This window comes from Eubacterium sp. BIOML-A2, from assembly GCF_009680135.1.
GTDB classification, from domain to species: domain Bacteria; phylum Bacillota; class Clostridia; order Lachnospirales; family Lachnospiraceae; genus Faecalicatena; species Faecalicatena contortus_B.
This window is the reverse complement of the sequence record NZ_WKZK01000006.1, coordinates 61,757-76,909: the sequence shown is the minus strand read 5'-3', so window position 1 is coordinate 76,909 and position 15,153 is coordinate 61,757. Positions and strand designations below refer to the sequence as shown.

Annotated in this window: 12 protein-coding genes; 11 read left to right on the top strand and 1 reads right to left on the bottom strand. The window is 48.4% G+C overall.

What is annotated here, in order from left to right; all coding sequences use genetic code 11:
* The first annotated feature begins 19 nt into the window (after window positions 1–19).
* The 9 genes from GKG43_RS03815 (at window position 20) to GKG43_RS03775 (ending at window position 12,209) form a co-directional block, all read left to right on the top strand.
* Window positions 20–967: an AraC family transcriptional regulator gene (locus tag GKG43_RS03815; protein WP_129878681.1), complete on the top strand. Its 948-nt coding sequence runs from the start codon at window positions 20–22 to the stop codon at window positions 965–967.
* Window positions 968–1,213: 246 nt separating this feature from the next.
* A complete protein-coding gene (locus GKG43_RS03810; protein ID WP_025656218.1) occupies window positions 1,214–1,900 on the top strand; it encodes a response regulator transcription factor in 687 nt (228 codons plus the stop codon).
* Complete coding sequence (locus tag GKG43_RS03805; RefSeq protein ID WP_055154662.1) at window positions 1,887–2,876, top strand: HAMP domain-containing sensor histidine kinase; 990 nt, start codon at window positions 1,887–1,889, stop codon at window positions 2,874–2,876. The genes GKG43_RS03810 and GKG43_RS03805 overlap by 14 nt, the downstream gene beginning before the upstream one ends.
* A gap of 81 nt (window positions 2,877–2,957) precedes the next feature.
* Window positions 2,958–3,647, top strand: coding sequence for an ABC transporter ATP-binding protein (locus GKG43_RS03800; RefSeq protein WP_055154663.1), 690 nt, complete (start codon window positions 2,958–2,960; stop codon window positions 3,645–3,647).
* The gene (locus GKG43_RS03795; RefSeq protein WP_055154664.1) at window positions 3,644–6,184 is read left to right on the top strand and encodes an ABC transporter permease; all 2,541 of its coding nucleotides are present in this window, start codon (window positions 3,644–3,646) and stop codon (window positions 6,182–6,184) included. Before GKG43_RS03800 ends, GKG43_RS03795 begins: the two co-directional genes overlap by 4 nt.
* A 135-nt stretch (window positions 6,185–6,319) precedes the next feature.
* Window positions 6,320–8,584, top strand: a complete 2,265-nt coding sequence (locus tag GKG43_RS03790; protein ID WP_025656222.1) for a pyruvate formate lyase family protein — start codon at window positions 6,320–6,322, stop codon at window positions 8,582–8,584.
* A gap of 12 nt (window positions 8,585–8,596) precedes the next feature.
* On the top strand, window positions 8,597–9,571 hold the full coding sequence (locus GKG43_RS03785) for a glycyl-radical enzyme activating protein (protein WP_025656223.1): 975 nt from the start codon (window positions 8,597–8,599) through the stop codon (window positions 9,569–9,571).
* 151 nt (window positions 9,572–9,722) lie between these two features.
* The gene (locus GKG43_RS03780) at window positions 9,723–10,751 is read left to right on the top strand and encodes a LacI family DNA-binding transcriptional regulator (protein ID WP_025656224.1); all 1,029 of its coding nucleotides are present in this window, start codon (window positions 9,723–9,725) and stop codon (window positions 10,749–10,751) included.
* Between the two features lie 246 nt (window positions 10,752–10,997).
* Window positions 10,998–12,209 carry a hypothetical protein gene (locus tag GKG43_RS03775; RefSeq protein ID WP_025656225.1) on the top strand — a complete coding sequence of 404 codons (1,212 nt, stop codon included), beginning with the start codon at window positions 10,998–11,000 and terminating at the stop codon, window positions 12,207–12,209.
* 145 nt (window positions 12,210–12,354) lie between these two features.
* Here GKG43_RS03775 and dnaK read toward each other — a convergent pair whose 3' ends face one another.
* A complete protein-coding gene (gene dnaK, locus GKG43_RS03770; RefSeq protein WP_129878679.1) occupies window positions 12,355–14,121 on the bottom strand; it encodes a molecular chaperone DnaK in 1,767 nt (588 codons plus the stop codon).
* A 201-nt stretch (window positions 14,122–14,322) separates the two neighbouring features.
* On the opposite strand from dnaK, the gene GKG43_RS03765 reads away from it, so the two are divergent.
* Window positions 14,323–14,646 (top strand): hypothetical protein, encoded by a 324-nt coding sequence (locus GKG43_RS03765; RefSeq protein WP_083487153.1) that lies wholly within the window; start codon window positions 14,323–14,325, stop codon window positions 14,644–14,646.
* Between the two features lie 88 nt (window positions 14,647–14,734).
* Window positions 14,735–15,088: a nucleotide pyrophosphohydrolase gene (locus GKG43_RS03760; RefSeq protein WP_129878677.1), complete on the top strand. Its 354-nt coding sequence runs from the start codon at window positions 14,735–14,737 to the stop codon at window positions 15,086–15,088.
* The last annotated feature ends 65 nt before the right edge of the window (window positions 15,089–15,153 follow it).

The window sequence follows — 15,153 nt, the reverse complement described above, 5'->3', positions numbered from 1 at the left end:
AAAACAGGGAGAGAAGTATATGCGCAAAAATGTTTCAAAAGGAGAATATAAAATAACGGAATTCCGCAGCTATCATCTTCCGGAGTATTTTCCCGTGCTGCTTTTGACAGGGGAGCACTGGAAGATATCGGATATTCCCAGCGGGCGTCTGCATTTTCATAACTGTCTGGAGGTAGGGATCTGCCATTCCGAGAGCGGAAAAATAGAATTCTATGGCGGGGCATTAGAGTTTGAAGCAGGAAACGTGACGTGCATTCCTAAAAATATCCCTCACACTACCTATTCGGACAAGGGCAGAAAAAGCAAATGGTCCTATCTGTTTTTTGATCCCGGCAGGATGTTCGGCGGCTGGATGCCCGGTTCCTGGGAAAATATAAACCTTGTACCAGCAGGAACAAACGGGTATCAATACATATTAAAAAAAGAAGACTCCGAACGAATCTACAGCCTTGCAATGCAGGTGATTTCAGAGATGACCGGGAAAAAGCCAGGCTACCAGCTGAGCACCCGCGGCCTGCTGCTGTCCCTGTATATCGAACTGTATCGGATCCAGAACCTGAAAGCTTCCCGGAATCTTTCCCTAACAGAAGAAGAAAGCAAGTCCAATACCATGGTGCTCTCACCCGCACTCGATTATATAGAACAAAATTACATGGAATCCTTTACGACAGATACTCTTGCCGAACTATGCCACTGGAGCCCCACTCATTTCAGAAGAGTATTCTCCCAGATCATGGGAATGTCCCCCCTGGAATACATCAACCAGGTACGGATTGCAGAAGCATGCAACATGCTGTGTACCACCGAAGACTCCATCCTGAGCATCTCAGAAAACACAGGATTTGGTTCCGTATCCAGCTTCAACCGCAACTTCCAGCAGACCGTAAAAATGTCCCCGAGAGAATACCGCACGCAAATAGCCGACACCCTTTTAAACTACAATGGGTGGATGCAGCCAGAGGCGTGAGGTTGGGGGATCGATCGGCCGCCCCTTCATTTCACTGGGCGCATCTGGTCAGCAGATAAGTTCGTCTGCCGGGGGAGGGGCTGTAACCGAAGCAGCGTATTGATTTTCCGGAATGTTAAAATAGTGAGGGGGGAGATGACAATTCTGTAAGTTGCATTTCAGGGGGGCGGGCAATATAATGAAAGATGTATGGAGATTATTATAGTTATTAGAGGTTAAAAAATAAATAAAGGATGATAAAAATGTATGAAACAGATATTTTTAGTGGAAGATGATAGAGCAATCGCCAAAAATCTTATGCTTTTGCTGCACTCTGAGGGGTTTGCGGTTACGCATGCTTCTACGCAGAATGAAGCCATTGCCATGTTCGCGGAGCATAGATTTGATCTGGCGCTGGTGGATATTTCACTGCCCGATGGTAATGGGTTTACGGTGTGCACGGAGATCAAACAGACGCGGGATATTCCGGTGATTTTTTTGACGGCCTCGGGTGATGAGGCGAGCGTTGTTACGGGGTTGAACATGGGCGCAGATGATTATATCACTAAGCCATTCCGCCCACGGGAATTGATTGCGCGGATCAAGACTGCACTTCGCAGATCGGGGCAGTCGCCGTCGGCTTTGGAAATCTGCGGGCTTTCTGTCGATACGGCAAGCGGTATTGTGAAAAAAAATGGCGTCAGGGTTTTTCTTTCTGCACTTGAATACCACCTTCTGCTGGTTTTTATCAGTAATCCTAATCATATTCTTACGAGGGACAGGCTGCTGGATGAATTATGGGATGCGGCGGGGGAGTTTGTCAACGACAATACGTTGTCCGTGTATATTAAGCGGCTGCGGGAGAAGATCGAGGATGATCCGGCAGACCCGCAGATCATTTTGACGGTTCGTGGAACGGGCTACCGATTGGGGGATGGATATGTTTCGGAATAGGGAGATCCGGCAGTTTGCCATTGCATTCGCTATCATAACCGCTGCCGCTGCGGCAGCGGGATTTTACATGAATCCGGCGGCCGGGGGACTGGCCCTCGTTTGTGCCGCTGCCTTTGGCGCGGCATTTTTTGTATTTACGCGGGCCAGGTACAAAAGGATTGCACAGATTTCAGAGCAAATCAATATTGTGCTTCATAATACGGATCATCTGTTTATCAGTGAAGCTGAAGAAGGGGAACTTTCCATTCTGCAGAGCGAGATAACCAAAATGACACAGCGGATCCGGGAACAGAACGATGCGCTGAAAAAAGAAAAAGGACATCTGGCAGATTCACTGGCCGACATTGCCCATCAGCTCCGCACCCCGCTTACATCCGCAAATCTGATTCTGTCATTGCTGGAGAACAGCCCGGATGAAAACGAACGGAAGCAATTGCTCAGGGAGACGGAGGAATTGTTTGCACAGATGGACTGGCTGCTTAGTTCGCTGCTGAAATTATCCCGTCTGGATGCAGGCGTTGTGATGTTCCAAAACGGGCAGATCGAGGTAGACAGCCTGATTAACACTGCGCTTCGCCCGCTTTATATTCCAATAGAGCTGCACAGCATCGAGCTTAAGATTGACGTACCCAGGGGGACCGTGATTCGGGGCGATGCAGGCTGGCTGTCGGAAGCAATTCAGAATATTCTTAAAAACTGCATCGAGGGTGCAGGAGATCACGGGAAGATTCACATTATGTGTGAGGATACGCCCCTGTTTACCGGTATTACCCTTCATGACAGCGGTACAGGATTTAATAAGGAAGACCTGCCTGTTTTGTTTGAAAGGTTCTATCGGGGGAAAAATACTGGTACGGCTGGTTATGGGATCGGGCTGGCACTCTGCAAGACCATTATCACCCGACAGGGCGGAACCATTACCGCTAAAAATCATCCCCAGGGCGGCGCGGTATTTTCTATCCGTTTTCCAAAGTGACGGATCTCTCACCGGAAAGTCACTGAAATGTAAGCGGGAAGTTCTATTATATGAGTAGAAAAAGGGAAGGAGATTCACATAATGGAATTTTTAAAAGTTGAAAATTTATGTAAGGTTTATGGCGCGGGAGAAAATCAGGTGATCGCGCTGGACCATGTGTCGCTTACCATTGAGAAAGGGGAATTTACTGCAATTATCGGTTCTTCCGGATCTGGCAAATCCACTCTTCTGCATACGATAGCCGGCGTGGATACGCCCACCAGCGGTAAGATCTATCTGGACGGGCAGGATGTCTATGCAGGGAGCAATGAGAAGCTGGCCATCTTCCGCCGCAGGCAGGTCGGATTGATATACCAGTTCAACAATCTCATTCCCACTCTGAATGTTGTAGAAAATATCACACTGCCGATCCTGATGGATAAGCGCAGAGTGAACAAAAAACGTCTGAACGATTTATTAGACCTGCTGGGATTACAGGAGCGAAAGTCCCATCTTCCCAACCAGCTTTCGGGCGGGCAGCAGCAGCGTGTCGCCATCGGACGTGCACTGATGAACGCACCGGCAGTCATGCTGGCGGACGAACCTACAGGTGCTTTGGACAGCCGCAATGGACACGAGATTATCAAATTGCTGAAAGAAAGCAACAGAAAATATGGGCAGACTCTTCTCCTCGTTACCCACGATGAAAATATTGCCCTGCAGGCAGAACGCATTATTACGATCGCAGACGGTAAAGTGGTGCGGGATGAGAGGCAGGTGGGGCGGTCATGAATATTTTCCACAAGGTTGCCCTGCAGGGATTAAAAAAGAGCCGCACGCGGACCTTTGTAACGGTGGTCGGCGTGGCCCTGTCTGCGGCTCTGATCACGGGTGTCGCTACATTTGCCGTTTCCCTGCAGAGTTATATGATTCTTGGGGCTGCTTCAAAGTATGGCGGCTGGCATGTTGAAATCCCGGATGCAGATTCCGCCTATCTACAGTCTCAGGCCGTAGACAGCCGGGTGGCAGGTACGGCTGTCCTGCAGAACATTGGTTATGCCGCGCTGGAAGGGGGCCAGAATCCCGACAAGCCCTATCTTTTTCTTTCTGGATGGAATGAAGAAGCCTTGGAAACTCTGCCACTACAGCTTCTTTCCGGAAGAATGCCCAAGAACAGCAGCGAGGTTCTGATACCGGCGCATATTGCAGCAAACGGCGGGGTGAAAATTCCGGTGGGCAGCACGATCACCCTGCAGGTGGGAAGCCGCATGAAAGACGGCCAGAAGCTCAGCCAGCACGATCCATACTGCGGCGGGGAAGAAACACTGGTTCCGGCACAAGAGAAGACCTATACGGTTGTGGGCATCTGCCAGCGGCCGGCTGCCGAGGAGTTTGCCGCGCCGGGATACACTTTAATTACAACGGAGGATGCAGCCGCAGCGGACAGTCTTTCCGTATTTGTTACGCTAAAGAATCCCTATAAAGTTCATTCCTATACAGACGGTATCCCGGATAATTACAGCTATGTTCTGAACGATGACGTACTGCGGTTTATGGGTCTGTCAGGGGAAAAATTGCTTACAGTCCTTTTATACTCGGTTGGAGGAATCTTAATTGCCCTGGTAATGCTCGGCTCAGTATTCCTGATCTACAATTCATTCAACATCTCATTGAATGAGCGCACGCACCAGTTTGGAATCCTCATGTCGGTGGGCGCAACACAAAGGCAGCTGCGCAATTCGGTCATGTTTGAGGGAATATGCATCGGTGCTGTGGGCATACCGCTGGGGATTTTAATTGGGATTCCAAGTATCCGGCTGGTGCTTTCCCTTGTGGCAAAGAATTTTGCAAATATGATGTATGATAATGTGCCGCTGACCTTGAAAGTGTCGGTTCCTGCTCTTTTAGCCGGGGTTGTTGTCAGCTTGATTACCATTTTAATATCGGCCTATATTCCGGCAAAGAAGGCTGCAGGGACCCCTGTGATGGAATGTATCCGCCAGACCAACGAGGTCAGGGTGGAAGCCAGGGCGCTCAGAACCTCAAAGCTCACGGAACGCCTTTACGGTCTGGAGGGGATGCTTGCGTTAAAGAACTTCAAAAGAAACAAGCGGCGTTACCGCAGCATAATCCTGTCGCTTACGTTAAGCGTGGTGCTGACCGTGACGGCAAGTTCTTTCGGTACCTATCTGAACCAGATAGCAGAGAATTCTGCTGTGGCAGTTGAAGACTATGACATTTGTTTCTATACACGGGACATGGAAGAAGACGAGCTCCTCCGGCTTTATGAAGATATGAAAAATGCCAGCGGAGTAAAAGAAAGTTCTTATCAGGCGCTTTCGACCTATTCCTGCGTACTTAATACGAAAGATCTGACCAGACATTTTCTGGATGAATTCGGGGAACTTATTGGTTATGACGGGACGAATGAAACGGTTGAAGCGCCGCTGGATATCCAGTTTGTAGAGGATGGGGTCTATCAGGACCTGCTCAAAGGCCTGGAGCTTTCCGAAACGGAATATAGCGGGCTGGAAGACAATATGATCGTGACAGGAATACTGCCGGAACATTATTATATGCAGGAAGAGCCCATGGAATTTACGCTGCGTTCCGATTCAGGAGATCAAACCAAAACAATCCGTGCGTCCTTTGTAGATGCCTATCCGGATCTGCTGCCCGCAGAGCCGGGAGACTGGCGCGGATACACGCTTATGGTGATCGCTCCATACCAGGCAAAACCTCAGTTTGACGCTCTGGGGGCGTCTTCAAAGCCTGTAAAACTGGGGATGACTTTCAAGTCAGACAATCCGGGACGGTCCACGTCCGAGATGCAGGCGATGATTGACGGAGCCGGCATAACCGCTGACTATACCCTGTATAATGTGTATGGAATTCTTGATCAGAACCGAAATATGACGTTCATTGTCAACTTGTTTGCGATTGTTTTCATAACCATGATTTCGCTCATAGCGGTTGCGAATGTTTTCAACACGATCTCCACGAACATCAAGCTGCGCAGGCGGGAGTTTGCCATGCTCCGTTCGGTGGGGATGTCCGACCGGGATTTTAATAAGATGATGCGTTTTGAGTGTTCTCTTTACGGAGTGCGGACAATGCTTTGGGGGCTGCCCCTCGCAGGGATTCTATCCTGTCTGATTTATGTGGGTATGAACGCCGGGGGCGGAGAGATGAAATTTGTGTTCCCATGGTGCAGTATGGGAGCCAGTATACTTGGTGTGTTCCTGGTAGTCTTTATTACCATGGTATATGCCGCAGGAAAGATCAAAAAGGAGAATATCATCGACGCTCTGCGGGATGAGATGGATTGATATAAAACAACAAAACGGCTGGTTAATTCAGAAATAGTTGTATCATGCAACCTTAAAGTCACAACGGGAAGTTGTGGCTTTTTTATTGGCTGATAAAATAAAGACAGAAAATGAAACATGAATGGAGGTACTAAAATGGAACAATCTAAATTTAGGAAAAATGAAAGAATACAAAAATTGTGGGAGAGAAGCACCGGTTTATCAAAAAGCGGGAGAAGGAATGTATATGTGGATAACGCAGAATTTCTTGTGTACCACTGGTCCGGGCACAGTGCGGGATTCTCACCGGCAACCGGAGAGCTGGCGCTTTCCGATGACGAGAGAATCAATCTGGGGGACCACAACTGCCGGGTGGATGTGGGCACTCCGTTTCCGTATCTGGACGAGATGCCGTCCAGAGTGAAGGGCTTCGAATACTCTGCAACTAACTGGGCGGAGGATTATGCTTTTTTTTTGGACCATAGTCCTGCAGAAATTTATCCAAATGAGACGATTGTGGGAGAATTCCACTGGCAGCTGGATGAGGCCAGAAAGTTTGTGTATCCGGATGAAGTGGCAGAGCTGGGATTTGACCTGCGCCAGATGGGCGCCGGAGGAACAAGCCTGGCACATACCTGCCCGGATCTTAACATCGGCCTAAAGAAGGGATGGACCGGACTGCTGAAAGATGTGACGGAAAGCAAAGAAAAATGGAAACGGTATGGAAACAAAAAGAGGCGCGCCTATCTGGAGGCACAGGAACAAGTGGTACAGGCAATCATACGCTATACTATGCGGCATTCCCTGCGTGCTGCGGAACTTGCAGGGGCGGAGGGCGACCCGGAACAAAAGAAGAGGTATCAGAAAATTGCTGCCAATATGAAACAGCTGGCAGAGGGGGCGCCTGAGAGTTTTGAGCAGGCAGTACAGTGGATCCAGTTATTCCAGGTTGTAGAGAGGATAAACGGCCATGGCAACGGATATGGAAGGCTGGACCAGATGCTGATCAGATTTTATAGAAAGGATCTGGAAGAAGGGAAAATCACAAGGGAGGAAGCCAGAGATATCCTGGCAGAACTGTACCTGAAATACGGCGGGAATTATTTCTCCTTCGGCGGAAGAGACCGGGAAGGCCGGGACGCCACCAATGAAATCAGCTGGATCGGACTGGAGGCCTACGATATGATAGGCGGCTATAATCATCTGGGTGTGATGTGGCATGAAGATATGGATCCGGACTACTACAGCTATGCATGTGACGTGGTGACAAGACACGGCTGCGGGGTTCCTACTCTGGTCAACTATGATGTAATGCGGGATTCCGAGCTGTACAGTGGTTACAGCGAAGACGATGCCTGGAATGTGTCGTACAGCGGCTGTCAGTGGTACTGCGCGGTGGGAGCCGAGTACAGCGACCATGACCTGAACTCTTTTGTTCTGCCGGCCCCCATGCAGAGAGCCATGAAGCTGGCAGAAGAACAGAATGCAGAAACTTTTGAGGAGTTTTGGGATTTATATACCCGGGAAGTAAAGCGGACGGCAGAAGCATTTACCGAATTTAAGAACTGTGTGTATAAGTGGCAGGACCGGGTATGGCCGGAAATGGTCACTACCCTCTGCATGAAAGACACCATTGAAAAAGGGCTGGATGTTACGTCAATAGGCGGGCCTCATAATGCATTTACTTCTGTTAATGTTCTGGGAGTGCCCAATGTGGTGGATTCTCTGTACGCCATAAAGAAAGTGGTGTTCGAGGAAAAGAAATATACGATGGCCCAGCTGAATAAGGCTGTTCAGAACAACTGGAAAGATCACGAAATCATGCGCCAGATCATGCTGAACCAGGAGAAATTCGGGAACGACCGGGACGGTGTGGACGAGATGTACGTAAGAGTAGCGGAAAATATCCACGATACGCTGGAGGAACAGCGCAATATCAAAGGCTTCAACTTCCGGGCCTCTTTATTCCAATATATGGGGCATACCTATGCCGGTCCTATACTGGGCGCGACGCCGGACGGCAGGTTTGCCGAGGAACCGATCGCGCATGGGTGCAATCCTATGCATGGAAGAAACCATGAGGGGATCACTGCAACCGCAAAGTCCTTACTGAAGGTGCCTTTCAGAGAGTACCAGGGCGGTTCGCTGCAGATCGAACTGCAGCCGAAATTCTTTGACGGAAAGGAAAACAAAGGCGCATATATCGAAAACTTTTCTAAGGCATACATGAAGAAGGGCGGCATTCAGATTAACTTTAATGTAATCGATCTGAAAAAGCTTAAGAGGGCGGTAGACGATATCGAGAACCCGGAATATGCGGACATTGTCGTAAAGGTCACCGGGTACAGCGCTCATTTTGTGGTTATGGATCACGAGTTCAGAAAAGAATTTGTGAACAGAGTAAATTATACAAGTGTTTAGCGGGGAAGAAAGATGGAAAAGGGACTGGTTTTTGACATACACAGAGGAACAACCCACGATGGGCCTGGTATGCGCACCACTGTGTTTTTGAAGGGGTGCCCCCTGCACTGCAGGTGGTGCCAGAATCCGGAAAGTATCAGTCCGGACAGGGAGCTGCAGTGGGATGCAAAAAAATGTATCGGCTGTATGAGCTGCGCCGCCCACTGTACGGGAAATGCGCTGGCTGCGGAGACCGGTGGGATACGGATCGACAGAACAGCCTGCAGACAATGTTTCACCTGTGCTGACCAGTGCCCGGCAAAAGCGATGGGCACGGTGGGAGAATACTGGGAAACAGCCCGGCTTGTGAAAGAGGCATGTAAAGACGATATGTTTTTTGACGATTTTTCAGGAGGGGTGACCGTGTCGGGCGGCGAACCTGTGCTCCAGCACCGGTTTCTGGCTGAATTTCTGGAGGCGCTGAAGCGTCAGGGTGTGGATACCGCACTGGATACATCTGGTTTCGGTAAGAAAGAGGTTTACGAGGAGATATATCCATATGTGGATACATTTCTCTATGATATCAAATTCATGGATGAAAAACTGCATAGAGAATATACGGGCGTCAGCAACAAGATCATATTGGATAACCTGAAGTTCATAGCCGGTAAAATTCGGAAAAAGAGGGACACAAGGCTGTGGATCAGGACGCCGTTAATTCCGGGGGCGACAGCAGCAAAAGAAAATATAGAGGAAATCGGCCTGTTTGTTCGGAAAGAACTGGCGGATGTGACAGAACGCTGGGAATTATGTGCATTTAATAATGTGTGTAAAGAGAAATATGCTAAGATTGGACAGGAATGGGATTATGACACAACTGAACTGATGGAAGAAAAAGAGGTGCAGAAACTGGCGGAGGCAGCCGGGAAATATGCAGATGGGTATCTTGTAGTCTCAGGGCTGACCAGAAAACAGGGGGCTGCATCAGCAGTCCCCAATGGAGAATAATACAATGTTCATGTAGTCTCTTAGGTTGGGGATTTCCAGCGTGAGCCGGAGGCTTCGGTGGGAAAGGAATCTAAATAAAAGGAAAATGAATTGACAAACGTTCGCTGCCGGAGTACCATAGTATAAAACACAGATCAGGGAGGTTGCGGAGATGCCTGGTATGAGAGATGTGGCAAAGGCTGCCGGCGTATCTTTATCTACGGTTTCAGCGGTCTTAAGTGACAGCGGAAAATATGTGAGTGAAGAGATCCGGAGCAGGGTGCTTGAAACAGCTGGTGAGCTGGGGTATCAGCTTCCGGAAAGGCAGAAAAAAAGAGATAAGATTATTGCGGTTGTTCTTCCGAATATTGCAAGCACATTTTTTTCTAATCTCCTGAACGGAATCGAAGACACGGTGGCAGAAGAGGGATATGTCCTGGTAGTTGGCAACTCGGATTTCGATTTTAATAAGGAAAAAAGGTTCATCAAAACGATCCGGAAGCAGGCGCTGTGCGGAATTCTTATTGATACTGTCTGCCCGGCTACAGAAGAAAAGGAATATTTCAGTTTTATAAAACAGACGTTTCTGGAACGGAGGATCCCGGTTGTAACTCTGGAGAGAAAACTGGAGGAAACGGGGTTCGGAAGTGTGTATGTAAATCATGAGAAGAATGCATATATGGCGACCCGGGAACTGTTGGAAAACGGACACCGGCGTGTCGCCCACATATCAGGCAAGATGTCTAATCCTCTTACAATATGCAGGGTCCAGGGATACAAGAGAGCTTTGGCAGAATTCGGCGTGCCCTATTCGGTGGATCTGATTGCAGAGGGCGATTTTACGCCAAACAGTGGATATATGATGGCGAAGGAGCTGATGATCAGGAACCGGGGCCTGACTGCTATATTTGCAGCGAACGACCAGATGGCGATAGGAGCAATTAAGGCGGTCCGGTCGGAGGGGCGGACGATTCCGGATGAGTTTGCTGTGACCGGGATTGATAATCTGAGCGTATCGTCAATGATAGAGCCGTCTTTGACAACGGTTAATGTTCCCACGTATCAAATGGGCCGTATGGCGGTAAAAATGCTGGCAGACCCGGATATAAAAGAAAAAAGCGTAGAACTGCCCTGTAATCTGATTGTTCGAAGATCTACGAATAAACTGGCAGCGAGCGAGTGGGAATTATTCGGATGGTAAGTGCCGGCATCGATAACCAGAGCGAACAAAACGAAGAATGTTTTCTGGCGTTCGCTCCTTTTTTGTGCTAAAACACGATGAATTGCGTCATAAAATGTGTATTAAGCCGAAAATATTATTTTGAATTGACGAACGTTTTCTGGCGTGATAGTCTAAACTCATCTAGTATAAACCAGCAAGGCATTTAGTGTGGCTTATACTAGTACCTCGTAAAGAGTTTTCGATAAAATGAGTAAGGAGGCTATTATGGACAAAAAAGGTCTGACAGAAAAAGCTTTGTCAAAGGGAAAAGGAGTGCTCCGCCTGGCGCCGGCCTGGGTACCCAGAGCATTCTGCCGTCCGGGGAAGAGAATTAAACTGCACCCCGATGATTACTATATATTGGGCACGCGGGGCGGAATTGATGAACGGTGGTTTTCTTCCACGACATGGGCGGAAAATGGGCCGGGAACTCCGGAGGATGAAGGGTTAAGCTATATTATAGCTGACGAAGAGGGGAACGAGCGGATTCTCCTGCGGGACGCAGTTGAACTGTCAGGCGCAGAGCTGATCGGAGAGAAGCTGTGGAATAAGTACCATCGATGGGCTATGTTTTCTAAATTCTTTGACAATGCCGGGCCTCTGCCTCATCATATCCATCACCGCCAGGCACACGCAGAAAGAGTGGGGGCAGACGGTAAACCCGAAATGTACTTTTTCCCATCCCAGCTGAATAACCATGGAGGAGAGTTCCCCTTCACATTTTTCGGATTTAATCCGGAAACCACGAAAGAGGAGGTCTTGGAAAGCCTCAGAAACTTTAAGAAGGGTGATAACAACATTCTCGGCCTCTCCAGAGCATATAAGCTGGAACACGATACCGGTTTCCATGTAGACCCGGGAGTTATGCATGCACCGGGCTCACTGTGTACATATGAACCACAGTTTGCATCAGATGTCTATGCCATGTATCAGTCCGTACTGCTGAACGGACAGGTGGTAGGCGAAGACCTGCTCTGGAAGAACTGTCCGGAAGAAGAAAAGGGGAATTATGAGTATCTTCTGGATGTCATTGACTGGGAAAAGAATATCGACCCTGATTTTCATAAGCATAATTATATGAGGCCCAAACCAGTACGTCCTATGGAAGAAATGCTGCAGGATGGATATATAGAGGAGTGGATCTGCTATAAATGTGACTGTGTCAGCGCAAAACGTTTGACAGTACTGCCCGGGCGTACAGTCTTCATAAAAGACAGCGCACCATACGGCCTGATCTGCCTGGAAGGGCATGGAACATTTGGCGTGTGGGAGATAGAATCCCCCGCGTTGATCCGCTATGGTCAGCTTACCCACGATGAGTACTTTGTGACCGAAAAGGCAGCAAAAGAAGGCGTAAAGATCGTAAACCCATCAGAAACAGACCCAATTGTTATACTGAAACACTTTTCAGACAATCCTGATCTGATTCTGGATTAAGCTGTACCACCAAGCGAATCCATACACTGTCCACATCAAGGAGCCTTCCCAGCTGACGACCGTTACTACCGATTGGATGCAACCAGTGAAAGGAAGGGATCTCCTTCTGCCCATCCCTACCCGGAAAAGAAAATCTGCTTGGGCTTTAGGAAAGCAGCTCCGCCGCTGATCTCTCCAAAGTTTCCCTGGCGGCCCTGATTTCTCCGGCCTGCTGATCGGTAATTTTTTCAATGGTTGTCTTTCCAAGCAGTTTCTGAAGAGTATTCAGATCAGCTTTGATCTGTTTGTACTCGGTCTTCTCCATATCTTTTTTAGAATCTTTCAGGCTTTGGCTTACCTGGAATGCAAGCTTTTCCGCTTCGTTACGGATATCAATGTTTTCCTGCCGTTTGTTGTCCTGGCTCTCATAAAATCTGGCGTCGGCCATGGCCTTCTGTATCTCAGCCTCGGACAGATTAGAGCTGGACGTGATTGTAATCTGCTGTTGTTTGCCGGTACCCAGGTCTTTAGCAGACACATTGACGATTCCATTTGCATCAATATCAAAGGTGACTTCGATCTGCGGAACCCCGGCAGGGGCACGCTTGATTCCGGATAGTTTAAAATTACCGAGCAGCTTATTGTCGCGTGTAAATTTACGCTCACCCTGATAGATTTTAACATCTACAGAAGTCTGAAAGTTGGCGGCGGTTGTATAAATGTTGCTTTTCCTAGTGGGAATAGCTGAATTCTTAGGAATCAGTACATTAGCCACGCCTCCTACTGTTTCAATGGAAAGCGAGAGCGGTGTGACATCCATGAGAATGATTTCCGAAGCGGAAGAGCCTTCTACCAGTGCCGCCCCTCCGCTGAGCTTTTCTGCCTGGACTGCCGCTCCCAGGGCAACGCATTCGTCCGGGTTCAGGGACTTCGAGGGCTCAATGCCTGTCAGCTGCTTTACTTTATTCTGGACTGCGGGAATCCGTGTGGAGCCTCCCACCATAATGACCTTACTAAGGTCGGCTGCACGAATGCCGGCATCTTTCAGTGCGGTATTCACCGGGCCTGCTGTTCGCTCCACGAGATCACTGGTCAGTTCCTCAAACTGTGCGCGGGTGATGGTCATCTGCAGATGTTTTGGCTCGCCCTTCTTATCTGTTGTGATAAATGGCAGATTGATATCAGTCTGTGCTGCAGAAGAAAGGCTGATCTTTGCCCTGGCGGATTCCTCGCGGACTCGTTGAAGCGCCGAAAAGTCCTTTTCCAGATTAATCCGCTCCTGCTTTTTATAGGTCTTAACGATATAGTCCGTCAGGCGCTGGTCAAAATCATCACCGCCCAGGTGATTATCCCCATTGGTGGAAAGCACCTCGATGACCTGGTTCCCGATTTCGATAATAGACACATCAAACGTTCCGCCGCCGAAATCATATATCATAATCTTCTGAGGCTCCCCGTTATCAAGCCCATAGGCAAGGGCAGCAGAGGTTGGTTCATTGATAATCCGCAGTACGTTCAGGCCCGCGATCCTTCCCGCATCCTTGGTTGCCTGGCGCTGGGAATCACTGAAATAGGCAGGCACCGTAATGACCGCATCCGTAACGGGCTGGCCGAGATATTGCTCTGCGTCTTTTTTTAGCTTCATTAATATGATGGAGGAGATCTCCTGAGGGGAATAATCTTTTCCGTCAATGCGGGCGCGGTAGTCCGTGCCCATGTGGCGTTTGATGGAAGAAATGGTTCTTGTGGGATTCAGTGCGTACTGCCTTTTGGCGCTTTCTCCGATAAGGCGTTCGCCGTCATTCTTAAAAGCGACGATGGACGGAGTGGTCCGCATACCTTCCGCATTGGCGATCACCACGGGCTTGCCGCCTTCGATTGCTGCAACACAGCTGTTCGTAGTTCCTAAATCAATACCGATTGCTCTGGACATAGTAAATCCTTCCTTTTCTCTATGGTTGTTTTTGAGTATAGCGGCAAAATATGTCGGGAATGTGATTGGTTCCTAAAAAAAGAGTAAAATGTGAAGGGAAATGTGAACTAGAGACGGCTTGCCAGATGGGGCGGCCGGTGATATGCTTATATTTAGAAGTTGGATGTAGTTGATGCATTAGGGCGGAAGGGCATTGAAAAGATGTATGAGCTGGCGGATATCTACCATAGTGATAATATTGAGGATGTAAGTGATCAGTTTATTGCGGCAGCGGGTATATTAAAGGGGACATTTGACAATGTGGGAGAATGCGGATATTCTATTCCATCTCATTGGGATATAGGTAAAGTATATAAACGTCTGATACTTGGGATTGCAAAGGAGAAGAAGGTATCTGTCATAGATGCATTATTTTTAGCGTACCATTCATTTGTAAGCGGGAAAATTGACGATTATAACAGTAGTTTTTACTATGAAAATCCCCAGAATATCCTTCAGGCGTTTCTGGACGGAAAGATCGAATAGCTGACTCCTTATTCTGCTGTTATGCCGCAGACTCGCTGAGTGAGTATGTACTGAATTACAAGACTATTAGGAAATGAGGATGATACAAATGAAAGACAAAGTTACAACACTGGCGGAGATTAAGGAGTATATTCAGGAGTTTTCAAACGCCCGGGGCTGGCGTAAAGACCAGAATGCTAAGGATCTTGTGATGGCTCTCACCGTTGAGGCAGCAGAACTTGCGGAAATATTTATGTGGCTTCATTCTGATGAAGCGGACAGTGTAAAGGAAGATCCCAGGGAATTTGAACATCTGCAGGAAGAGATCTCCGATGTCTTCTGGTATCTCTGCCGGATATGTAAACACTTTGACATCGATCTGGCACGGGCGGTGGAAGATAAGGCGGAAAAGAACGCAAAGAAATATCCGGCCGCGGAAAATAGAATTTCAGCTAATCCATAATCAAAGAGCAATATGCTCTCCCTTAACTTAGTTTTCTACAGTCTGAGGCAGGAGGCATCAGTCCC